This is a genomic window from Shewanella sp. 10N.286.54.B9 (genome assembly GCF_041468565.1).
In the GTDB taxonomy this organism is placed as follows: Bacteria; Pseudomonadota; Gammaproteobacteria; order Enterobacterales; family Shewanellaceae; genus Shewanella.
In genome coordinates this window covers 18,717-29,400 of sequence record NZ_JBFRIY010000034.1, presented here as the reverse complement: position 1 = coordinate 29,400, position 10,684 = coordinate 18,717, and the positions used below count along the sequence as shown (strand labels likewise).

Below are 10,684 nucleotides of genomic sequence, written 5' to 3'. Positions count from 1 at the left end.
AGCATGAGGAGCAACAACTTCGTCGGGGCGTCATGGTGGATGCAAGGAGGATAAGGACGAGCAGTCCTCCTTGCTCGGGTGTGGGCGAAGCGCCACGACTATAGTCAGACGCAGTCTGATGCATTAGCAGTGTAGGCGCAGCATTATCACCTAACACAAACTAAACAACCCAAATTAAGCTTAAGCTTTAACGAGCTTATCCAAATCTGCTGGACGATAGTAAACCGATTTAAGCACCTTACCTTGGCGCACTACTTTACCTGCCATATCAACATCTTTAGCGCATTTGGCAATGATAAAGTCACCTTTAGTGCTGCCAACAATTTCTACGCCTTGCTCAGCGTAAAAAGCAACTGTCTCTGCCAGCTCTTGCTCGTTGCGGCATACTTTGCTCATGTTGCTTGAGTGCACTTCATCCCAGCAAGTGACAAAATCGATTTCACGGTTTTTAGCCACATGTAACAGCAGGTCAATCACGTAGCTTATCTCAACACGGTCGGTCAGTTGCGTTGCGCCTAAATGCACTAAACGTCCCATTAATACATAAACAGAATCGACAATCGCATCCGCTTGTTCAACGCGGCTGTCGGCTTCTGCAAGCTCGGTTAACTCTTCGATAGCGAGTGAGGTGTGCAGCGTATCGGCTTTATCATCCAGTGTGGTTTCATCTTCAATCGGCAAATCAAAAGTTGCTCGAAACTCTCTAATATCACGGTAAAGGTGGTCGTAGAGTGGTTGATCTAAAGCGGATAGTTTCATTGGTATTGCCCTTGGCGCGAATATTCAAAATTTGACGCCATAGTAAAGAAATGAGCCTAAAAATGAAAGTGGGCTTTGGTTAATGCTTGCTGTCTAGGTGCTGGTTGATTTGTTGCATTATCTTAGTAATGATAGCCACAACAGAGTCTGCGCTAATATCTAATCTCTGCCAGCCATCGGTACTCATGATCTCTAGTGAGGTGATGAGTACTGAATTTACATCAGTGTTGTTGGAGCCTGCTGTTGAACATTCACCAGCCACTCTAAAGGTTCCCTGTGAAGTCACAATACGACTAATTGTAAACATCTTCATATACGCAAACTCCAGCATAGCAAAACGGGCTTTTACCTTAGTGCAAATCTCAATATAACTGAAGCTAAAGCGGTACAAGTTAACAAAAATATTGCAATTCTCGCCTGCAGAACGGCTTTAGTGTTAAAAGTTTTTAAATTCATTGATTAGCCTGATAATTCTTCTCTGCTGCATAAAAAGTTGGCTATGGGCAGTTAGCGTGAATAGCTAGTCTTAATGCTGCGTGGCATCTGTATAGGCGTAATACAGCCAGTCTCTAGTCTGCTAGACGCGGTTGTTGCATTTATGTAAGGATTGGCGGCTGCTAGCCCATTGTTCTTCGCCGATTTGAAGTACTTAGATTAGATGCTGGCTAGGAAAAATATAACAATAATAAAAGGATGTTGTATGACCACAAATAATGACGCGAGTCCGTCACCCACTGAAGAAAAGCCGCAACATAGGTTACCTTCGTTATTCGATGCACTAGTGCCTATCATCGCGCTGGTGATCATGCTGACCGCTGCGGTGTATCTATTTTCTTCTGATAGCTCTTATGGTGCTAACCAAATTGCATTGATCATGGCGGCCTGTATCGCACTGGTTATTGGGTGGAAAAATGGCTACAGCTGGAATGAAATGGAGAAGGGCATTGTACGCAGTATTGGCGTCGCGACCGGTGCTTTACTTATTCTGTTTACCGTTGGTTCGTTAATTGGTACTTGGATTCTCGCAGGCACAGTACCAACGATGATCTACTACGGTATGTTGATCCTCAATCCTGAGTATTTTTACGCCGCTTGTTGTCTGTTATGCGCAGTGGTTGCTATCAGTATTGGCAGCTCTTGGACTGTGGCAGGTACTCTAGGTATCGCATTAGTGGGCGTGGCATCAGCCATGGGGCTCAGCGTTGAAATTACAGCCGGCGCGATTATCAGTGGCGCTTATTTTGGTGACAAGATGTCGCCAATGTCAGACACCACTAATCTTGCTCCGGCGGTGGCTGGCACTGATATTTTCTCTCATATTCGCCATATGGTGTGGACTACCGTACCGAGTATTATTATTGCGCTGATTATCTTTTTGTTTATTGGTTTAAACAGTGAAGCGACGACCAACAGCAGCAACTTTGAAACCACCTTATCCTTAATAGAAAATCAGTTTGCACCGGGCTTACACCTGTTATTACCATTGTTGGTGGTATTGTTCCTCGCATATAAGAGAATGCCAGCGTTTCCAACGGTTATCATTGGCACGATTGCAGGTGCTATCTGCGCGGCAATCTTTCAGTTTGATGGGGTGGTTGCACTGGCACAAGATGACACACTTTTGCCTGTGGTTGCATTGGTGAAAGGCATTTGGATCGCCATGTTTAACGGTTATAGCGCTAACACTGGTGATGAAGTACTGGATAGCCTGTTAAGCCGCGGCGGTATGAGCAGTATGATTAATACGGTTTGGTTGATCTTATGTGCCATGACCTTCGGTGGCATCATGGAAGTGACAGGCCTGCTTAAGCGGATACTGCAGGGGATTTTGGTTGGGGTTAAATCAAGTGGTAGCCTAATTATTACTACCTTAGCCAGCTGTATTGGCGCTAACTTGATCACCGCCGACCAGTTTATTGCCATCGTATTGCCGGGACGCATGTTAAAAGTGGAATACGCCAAGCGCGGTCTGGCGCCAGTGAACCTGAGTCGAGCATTGGAAGATTCAGCCACTATTACTAGCCCATTGATCCCGTGGAATACTTGTGGCGCTTATATGGCGAGTACACTTGGCGTTGCGACGATTGCCTATCTGCCCTATGCTTTTTTTAACTTAGTGTGTCCGTTTATTAGCGCGGCTTATGCTCATTATGATTTTAAGATTGAGCGTTTAGCACCTGAATTGGAAGAGGCCATCGCGTAACTATTTTGACTGTCAGATAAGGCCGAGTATTTTAAAATACTCGGCCTTTTTTGATGACGATTTAGTTGTCTATTTGCCACTGTCTTTGGTTGTTCATCTCGGTGATCAACACTTGGAAGTTATCTTGACTCTGTAGGTAGCCAAAGCTTGGGTGAAGTAGTAATAACTCGCTGTTGAGTAAGCCTTGATTAATCGCCTGGATCAGATAGCGCAAGCTATCATTAGTTTGCTGTTGATGGGCGTAAATCAGCGCCAATGACAAGCTGTCTTCGGCCCTGTCTGAACCGTTAGTGAGCCGCAGTTTATATTGCTCAATTAGTGGTGCTGCGTCGAGATCTTGCTGGCTTAGATAAAGCAGCAATTCGGCATGCTGGCGAGTATGGTTGTTGCTGCTGTTAATATGTGGGGCAATCGTTTTGGCTGCCAATTCAAATTGCTGCTGATATAAATAGCTTTGCGCTAGACCGTAGTGATATTGGAACTGCTGCGGATGCGATAACAGCAGCTGGCTAAAGTGACTTTGCGCCGCGGTTAATTGCCCCTGTTGTAGCTGCCAAAGCCCAAGCGTGGTGTTGCCAAGCACTGAGTCAGGCTGCAATAGTAGCGCTTTGTCGAGCCATTCTAGAGCTTGTGAATATTGGGTGAGTGCCAGTAAGGTTTGTGCCTTGTGCACCATGCTGACACTGTTAGTGTTATCTCTATCGAGTGCTTTATTGTTCCAATACAATGCTCGTTGTAACTGCCCCATTTCACGATAAATAAAACCTAAGTTCGACATCGCTTCGCTAAAATCGCTTTGCTTTTGCAGCGCTTTTAGGTTGGCATTGGCGGCTTTGGTTAACCAGCCCTTATTGTAGTAAGCCAATCCTAGCGCTTTATAAGCTTGGGCTAAGTTGGGGTCGAGTGCTATTGCTTTATAGGCGGCATCGACGGCAAGCTGTTGCCAATGATCGTCACCGTTAAACTGAAATACCCCTTGGCTGTAGGCGTCAGATAGCCCGGCATAAGCTTTAGCCATGTTGGGGTTGATCTCTATGGCGGATTTGAACAGTTTGATAGCATTTAAGTTATCTGCTTGGCGATAGCGATGATAGTAATCTAGTGCTTTACGATATAGCTCATTATCAAAGCCTTGGGCTTGTTGTTCGGCCATGGTCTCGCTGACTGATTTGGGAATATTATGGCTAGAGGAGATAAGCAGGGCGATGCAGGCAAACAGTACTACAACAGTAGCAAGCCCCAGTGAGGTGGCCTTCCAAAATAAAGGATAGCCTTGACCAGCTTTAGGGCTGACATAGCTATCATTGGCTAAGCTTAATTTTACGCTTAAAGAAGAGTCGGCAATCGGCGTTTTGTTTATCTCGCCAATCATACGGTAACCACGACCTCTGATCGCTTCGATATATTTAGGCTGTGAGGCGTTATCTGCTAATGCTCGCCTTAGTAGCTTTACCCGCTGCTTTAATGTTTCATTGCCTACTACGGTATCGGGCCAGACCTTTTCGACCAGTTGTTGTTGGCTCAATATTGCAGGAGCAGCCTCTAAAAGCGTGCAAAGTAGCTGATAGCTTAACCAAGGCAGTTTAAGTTCTTCGGTGTCATTGCGAACAAGCGTTCCAAGCTGGGTATCTAATTTAAAGTCAGCAAATTGGTAGCGATAATTGATAGTGCCATCCTATAGCGTGCCCAATGATTGGACTTATCTTGGTAAATGATATCTGCGGCATATTCACAACTTAAATGCAGTGAATCTTAGTATCAGCCTTAGCCGCATGAGCCTATGCTAAATATCTACTTTACCCATGTTTCACCAACTGACAACCGCTTTCACCAAGCTTCACCAAGATTTACTTAGTGCTTCACCACCTATTCTTCGGGTTTTCCATAGGCGTGCAACAAAAAAAGCCCTGTTAGTTTGCACCAACAGGGCTGCTCTACAGATATGTTGAGCGAGAGCATAGCGAGGAAAGGATTAACGTTTAGCGTATTTGTCGATGAGCTTTTCAAGGTAGGGCTGGATATCTTTATCACTCCAGTCTAGATAGCCACGTAAAAAGCCAATCAGGTTGCCCGAGCCGTCAAATACATAAGTGGCAGGGACAATATCTGCCGGCATTACTTGGCCTATGTTCATTTCAGGGTCTAGCCAAGTTTGATAGTAACTAAGGTCGTGTCGCTCTAAGAATGCTGCCACTTTATCGCTCTCTTCATCAATCGATATCGGCAGTACAACAAGGTCATTATTGATGTTGGCTTGACGAATCGCTTCCATCTGTGGGATCTCTTTAATGCAGGGTGAGCACCAAGTCGCCCACAGACTGACGAGTACCACTTTGCCGTCAAATTGTTTTAGATTTACAGTGTCTCCTTTGGTATCGCTAAAGCTAACATCGGGTACCTGTCTTGCGGCACTCATCTCGACAAATCGCGACATGATCATCGGTTTTTCAATCGGTTCGCCAGTATCGTAAACTTTATTGGTCGGTACCGATGCCTGGGTAGAAAAAGCCAGACCTAAACTAAGGCTGATAAAAGCCACAGAGCAGAGTAGTCGCTGTTTGGCATTAAAGCCTTTATGCATAAGTGACTTAGTCATGTGAAGTATCCTGAGTATTTTTCGAAACAATAAGTGTTGGTTTAATAAAAATGAATCCGCCTATAAGCACCATAATGACCAGCCCCAGTGGCAATAACCAAAGTACAGCGGTGTTGCTATTTAGCGGCGGCATATAGCGGATTTTGTCGCCATAGCGGGCAACCATAAAGTCGATAATGGCCGCTTTAGATTGCCCCTCCTCTAACATTAAAAATATCTGCCCTTTCAGTTCACTGGCGATCTGGCTTTGCGAGTCGAACAGATTTTGATTTACCGCCATCGGGCAGCGCAGTTCTCGAGCTATTTCAAAGCCGATGATCTGCTTTTGTTGTTCGCTGTAGTGGGTTGGTGCACTATGTTCTTGAGCGAATACACTGATACAGATAAATAGCTGCAGCAACGCTAACACCGCAGTTGTGAAGAGTTTTACTGTAACCATATTATTGAGTGAGTAGCTAGGCAGTTTCATTGCAAAGCTCCTGATGCTGGCGGGACTTTACGGCGGAATTGACCAAACTAGGCTTAGTAAGGAAAACGGTAGTCAATCCGCCAAACATCATTAGCAGCGCACCTAGCCATATCCAGTTTACTAGCGGTTTATAGCTGATTCGGATGAGGTATTCGTTGTCATTGAGATGGTTATTGTCAGTCAGTTTCTGCCCCATAGAAACGTAGAGATCGCCAAATAAACCGCTGCGAATACCGGCAGCTGACATCTGCATGCCATTGGTTTTGAAGGTTTGCCTTTGAGGGTAAAGGTAGCTGATGAAATTGTCTTGGCTATCTAGCACTCTGATCTGTGCTTGTATCGCACTGTAGCTGCGATGCTCTACTGCCTGAGTCTCTTCATAGATAAAGCTGTAGCCACTTAGTGTTTTCCCTTGCCCTGGCCCCATCCGCAGTAACTCTTCAGTTTCAAAGTTTGATACCACAGTGGCACCAAGAACTGACACTGCTACGCCCAAATGCGCAATACACATGGCGTAAAAGCGGATTGATGAAGAGCTGCAGTTGCCACGGTTTACTTCATATTTTCTAAACGCGAGCCGTTGCACGAGCGCAAGCCCTGTAGCACTAATGATCCACAGCGCAGAAAACAGACCTATTAATAGCCAAATATTAAAGCTAGCTTGCATCATTAGCGTCGCAATGAGCGCCATAGCCAAACATATCGCTGCTAATATTAGCGCCAGTTTTAGTTTGTTGCTGGATTGCCATTTTTGCAGTGGTGCAAAGCCCATGAGCAGAAATATAAGCGCAGCTATAGGAATAAAGATACTGTTGAAGTAGGGCGCTCCTACTGAAATAGTTTGACCGGTAATGACTTCAAAAATAAGTGGATAGCAGGTGCCTAGCAGCACTGAAATTGCAGCAACTACCAACAACATATTACCAAATAGAATCAAACTTTCTTTGGATAATAGTGAGAAGCCAAGCGGTGTTGATTTTATTTTTACTCGCTGGGCAAACAACGCCAATGCAGTGCCTGAGAATACAATCAACAAGATCAATATCGACAACCCGCGGGTTGGATCTGAGGCAAAAGCATGTACCGACTGCACTACACCAGAACGGACTAAGAAGCTGCCGAGTAAGCTCAGCGAGAATGCCAGTATGGCGAGAAAAATACTGCAGGAACCTAGTATTCCACGTTTGGCTGTCAGTAAGATAGAGTGCACCATGGCTGTTGCCACTAACCAAGGAATAAAAGAGGCGTTCTCGACGGGATCCCAGAACCACCATCCACCCCAACCTAGTTCGTTGTATGCCCACCAAGAACCAAAAGCATTACCACCAGTCAAAAATACCCAAGCCAGAATCGCCCAAGGTTGCAAGTAGCGCGCATATTGCTGACTAAGGCCGCCAGACAGTAAAGCGGCAATAGCGCCAGCAAAGCAGATAGTTAACCCGACATAACCAAGAAACAGCAGCGGCGGATGAATTATGAGTCCAATGTCTTGCAATATTGGGTTGAGATCTCTGCCTTCAATGGGGATATCTGGCAGTAACCGCGTAAAAGGACTAGAGGTAAAAAGCAGGAATAGGCAAAATCCAAATATCAGTAAAGCAGCAACGGCAACAAGCTTATGGTGGAAATGTTGTTCGGTCTTAGGGGCGCGGTTAATGATAAAGGCTGTCCAAACCGCTATCGATACTACCCAGAACAGCATTGAGCCTTCATGGGAACCCCAAACAGCAGCTACCTTATATAAGGTAGCTAATTGAGTGTTTGAGCTATTGGCGACATAGGCGACAGAAAAATCATTAACCAGAAAACAATAGGCCAGTACTGCTATTGCAGTTATTAACGTAAAGCACATCAATGTTGCTAATGGCTTGGTGTAACTTAATAGGTATTCACTATCTAACTTAATACCCATAACAGTTACTATGGATAATATAAGTGATAACGAAGAAGATATTATTAATAATATTAAGCCTATCTCTGGAATCATGTCTGTGCCTATTTATTAATTTTAAAGCCGTAAAATAAATATGTTCTACTCTATTTTAATTACTTTTGTTCATTTGTTGTGCATGTGTATAAATATTTTATCTATATTTAAATTAAGAATTTTATTGACTTGTTCTTATCCTAAGGTACGGCGATATGGATTAATGAGAGGCACCTCAAATTCTATAACCGTCAAACTGACGGCTACAATTTTTAATATGTAAATTGCAGCTATCAGCTTTTTTTAGATCTAAAAATAACAGCTTTAACTCATGAAAACTTATCACTTAAAAACTCTATCTTGTTGTTACTAAAGAACTAAAAGGTTTTTACAACTCATCACAACTAATGCGTTTTTTTATGTGCTCTAGCGCATGTTTTTTCTATTTTGAATCAGGAGAATAGCGGTTGCTCAGTTGTTTAAGTCGTTCGGTGAACGGTTAGGTTTTGTAAAACATGTTTGATTTATTACGGGGTACTTAGCTGGATGAATAGCAAATCGGTGAAGCTATTTATAGGTTAAGTAAAGTAGAAGTTAAATGTGATGCGTTAAAAGTACCAACAAAATTCAAAGAATAAAACTGATGATAAGTAGGAGTGAATGATGAGACGATGGAAACACAAGGTAGCATTAAGCGTGCTGTTTTGTTTTGGTGCCATTGCTAATGTGAACGCTGCTGGCGGTAAATACAACAGCGTACCAGAAATGGGCAAGACAGCTAAAGAGATGATTGCTGATTACCAGGGCACAGAGAAAGTTAACGGTGTTAAAACACTGCAAGACTACGTTGTCCAAGAGGCAGAACTTTTCGATTTTCTATTCGAAAACCATCCAGTATTTAAATATCAAGAGTCAGGTAACTTAGTGGGTGATTACCACATTAGTGACCGTGGTGAAGAGTATTTTGATACCGGCCATAGCCCGAAATATAGCAAAATAGATGGAAAACCTCGCTCAATTCAATACCGTTTAGGGGCAAAATCAATTCTTGATTACCCTAACAATTTTGTTGGTCCAGAAAAATGTGCTGAATGTCATGCCGCTCAATATGAGAAGTGGAAACGTTCACGTCATGCAAAAACAATTCGCTTCCCGGGTGAGCATCCAGAAGTGGATAACGATATCGAAAAAACCATGTATGGCACCAAAGATACTTCTATTTTGCCAGACGGTATTACCCCTGACATGATCTACGCCACTGTAGGTACTCCCCGTACTAAATACGGTTTCATTGATGCTTGGCTAGTGCGCGGTACTTACCACATTGAAGGCGGCTTGTTGCGTGATGGCAGCGGTAAAATGGTTGCCGGTGCAAACCAGTTCTCCCGAGGTTGGGCGGAATGGCTTACCGACGATATGGCGAAGAAAATTAATGACGTTATTCCAGAGTTCCCACTTACTGTGGCTGACTTCGGTGACTCAGGTTCTCATCAAAAAGGCATGAGCTCTTATGGTGCTAAGTACCGTAAAGAGATGTTGTTCCAACCTGCTTCGTCTTACTGTGAAATTTGTCATACCTTCAAGTTCGACTTCCAAGACAAGCAAGAGTTCTTTGACGCCTTAGGTGACCCTAAGAAGCTGCAAGAACATACCATCTCTAAAGGTATTGCTTGTGAAGAGTGTCATGGCGCTGGTGGTCACTTAGATGGCGGTACTGGTGGCATGCAGTCTAACTGTGAACGTTGTCATCAACGCTTCCAATACGACCCAACAATGACTGAAAGTGCTGCTGAAAAAGGCAAGCCTGAGTTAGCGTTCGGCGTGAAGATGAAGTCTCTATGTCCATCTTGTGGTACCGAAGGTTCACAGATGTTCGGCTCTAAGCATTACGAAAAAGGCATGCGCTGTACAACTTGTCATGATCCGCATGAGGTGACTGACGGTGATTGGATGTCTGGTATCACTAAGCCGAAACTGAAAAAAGACTGTAAAGATTGTCACGAAGCTCAGACTTTGATTGCTGAAAACACTAAGACGCACAGCGAACAAACTTGTCAAAGCTGTCACATGCCTAACATGGGTAGCTGTGAAAACTTCAAGGCGATGCAGTTCCCTGACCAAGCTGGTTTTGATGCGGTTCGTAAGTCTCACATGTGGAAGATTGACGTCGACCCAGTTCGTAAGACACTGAATCCACCAGAAGGCGAGCCTCGTACTCAAGGCCCTGATGCTGGCAAAGGTTGGACTGTTGCTAAGAACGAAGACGGTCGTACTTACCTTGACTTAATGTGGTCTTGTGCACGTACCGCGATTTCAGATCATGACGTAGTAGAAAACAAAGGTTGTCATAGCCAGTTCCAATCAGAACTTGAAACAGGCCTGCACTATAAAGACCAAATGGAAATCTACGGCGAAGTAATGAAATGGCAGACGCCTATTAAGGAAGTATATGGCCAAGTTGAGCAAGCGTTAGTACGTATTGACCAACTACTTGAAGTGACCAAGCTTCCTACGGAAGACAAGACTCAAGTGCTACTTCTTACTGAGAAGGCGCAACAGGCAGTTGACCTAATCAAGAAAGATGGTTCTTGGGGGGTACATGGTTTCCGCTACAGCCAGAAACGTCTAGATGCCGCGCTAACTTATGTTACTCAAGCGCAGAACATCCTTGATGGTTCAGGTTACAAAGCTAAATAAGCGATAAGCCTTTAACGACCTCGACACTGGACT

The 10,684-nt window shown here is 44.2% G+C and carries 8 protein-coding genes; 2 read left to right on the top strand and 6 right to left on the bottom strand.

Going from position 1 to position 10,684, the window contains the following annotated elements; all coding sequences use genetic code 11:
• Positions 1-180: 180 nt before the first annotated feature.
• Both AB4135_RS12255 and AB4135_RS12250 read right to left on the bottom strand, forming a co-directional pair.
• On the bottom strand, positions 181-759 hold the full coding sequence (locus AB4135_RS12255) for a nucleoside triphosphate pyrophosphohydrolase family protein (protein ID WP_371993205.1): 579 nt from the start codon (positions 757-759) through the stop codon (positions 181-183).
• Positions 760-838: 79 nt separating this feature from the next.
• Positions 839-1,072 (bottom strand): hypothetical protein, encoded by a 234-nt coding sequence (locus AB4135_RS12250; RefSeq protein ID WP_371993204.1) that lies wholly within the window; start codon positions 1,070-1,072, stop codon positions 839-841.
• A 387-nt stretch (positions 1,073-1,459) separates the two neighbouring features.
• On the opposite strand from AB4135_RS12250, the gene nhaC reads away from it, so the two are divergent.
• Positions 1,460-2,962: a Na+/H+ antiporter NhaC gene (gene nhaC / locus AB4135_RS12245; protein WP_371993202.1), complete on the top strand. Its 1,503-nt coding sequence runs from the start codon at positions 1,460-1,462 to the stop codon at positions 2,960-2,962.
• Between the two features lie 61 nt (positions 2,963-3,023).
• Here nhaC and AB4135_RS12240 read toward each other — a convergent pair whose 3' ends face one another.
• The 4 genes from AB4135_RS12240 to AB4135_RS12225 all read right to left on the bottom strand — a co-directional run bounded on the left by AB4135_RS12240 (position 3,024) and on the right by AB4135_RS12225 (position 8,014).
• Positions 3,024-4,544, bottom strand: coding sequence for a winged helix-turn-helix domain-containing protein (locus AB4135_RS12240; protein WP_371993214.1), 1,521 nt, complete (start codon positions 4,542-4,544; stop codon positions 3,024-3,026).
• A gap of 390 nt (positions 4,545-4,934) precedes the next feature.
• Entirely contained in the window at positions 4,935-5,558 is a 624-nt protein-coding gene (locus tag AB4135_RS12235) for a TlpA family protein disulfide reductase (RefSeq protein WP_371993201.1), read from the bottom strand.
• Positions 5,551-6,027, bottom strand: a complete 477-nt coding sequence (locus AB4135_RS12230; RefSeq protein WP_371993199.1) for a cytochrome c-type biogenesis protein CcmH — start codon at positions 6,025-6,027, stop codon at positions 5,551-5,553. Before AB4135_RS12230 ends, AB4135_RS12235 begins: the two co-directional genes overlap by 8 nt.
• On the bottom strand, positions 6,014-8,014 hold the full coding sequence (locus AB4135_RS12225) for a heme lyase CcmF/NrfE family subunit (protein WP_371993197.1): 2,001 nt from the start codon (positions 8,012-8,014) through the stop codon (positions 6,014-6,016). The genes AB4135_RS12230 and AB4135_RS12225 overlap by 14 nt, the downstream gene beginning before the upstream one ends.
• Before the next feature lie 603 nt (positions 8,015-8,617).
• Here AB4135_RS12225 and AB4135_RS12220 point away from each other — a divergent pair.
• Positions 8,618-10,651: a multiheme c-type cytochrome gene (locus tag AB4135_RS12220; RefSeq protein ID WP_371993195.1), complete on the top strand. Its 2,034-nt coding sequence runs from the start codon at positions 8,618-8,620 to the stop codon at positions 10,649-10,651.
• Positions 10,652-10,684 lie beyond the last annotated feature (33 nt).

Bases quoted from the DNA above. Each gene is read 5' to 3' on its own strand.
- AB4135_RS12255 (WP_371993205.1), bottom strand. From the start codon at position 759: ATGAAACTATCCGCTTTAGATCAACCACTCTACGACCACCTTTACCGT.
- AB4135_RS12250 (WP_371993204.1), bottom strand. From the start codon at position 1,072: ATGAAGATGTTTACAATTAGTCGTATTGTGACTTCACAGGGAACCTTT.
- AB4135_RS12230 (WP_371993199.1), bottom strand. From the start codon at position 6,027: ATGAAACTGCCTAGCTACTCACTCAATAATATGGTTACAGTAAAACTC.
- nhaC (WP_371993202.1), top strand. From the start codon at position 1,460: ATGACCACAAATAATGACGCGAGTCCGTCACCCACTGAAGAAAAGCCG.
- AB4135_RS12225 (WP_371993197.1), bottom strand. From the start codon at position 8,014: ATGATTCCAGAGATAGGCTTAATATTATTAATAATATCTTCTTCGTTA.
- AB4135_RS12235 (WP_371993201.1), bottom strand. From the start codon at position 5,558: ATGACTAAGTCACTTATGCATAAAGGCTTTAATGCCAAACAGCGACTA.
- AB4135_RS12220 (WP_371993195.1), top strand. From the start codon at position 8,618: ATGAGACGATGGAAACACAAGGTAGCATTAAGCGTGCTGTTTTGTTTT.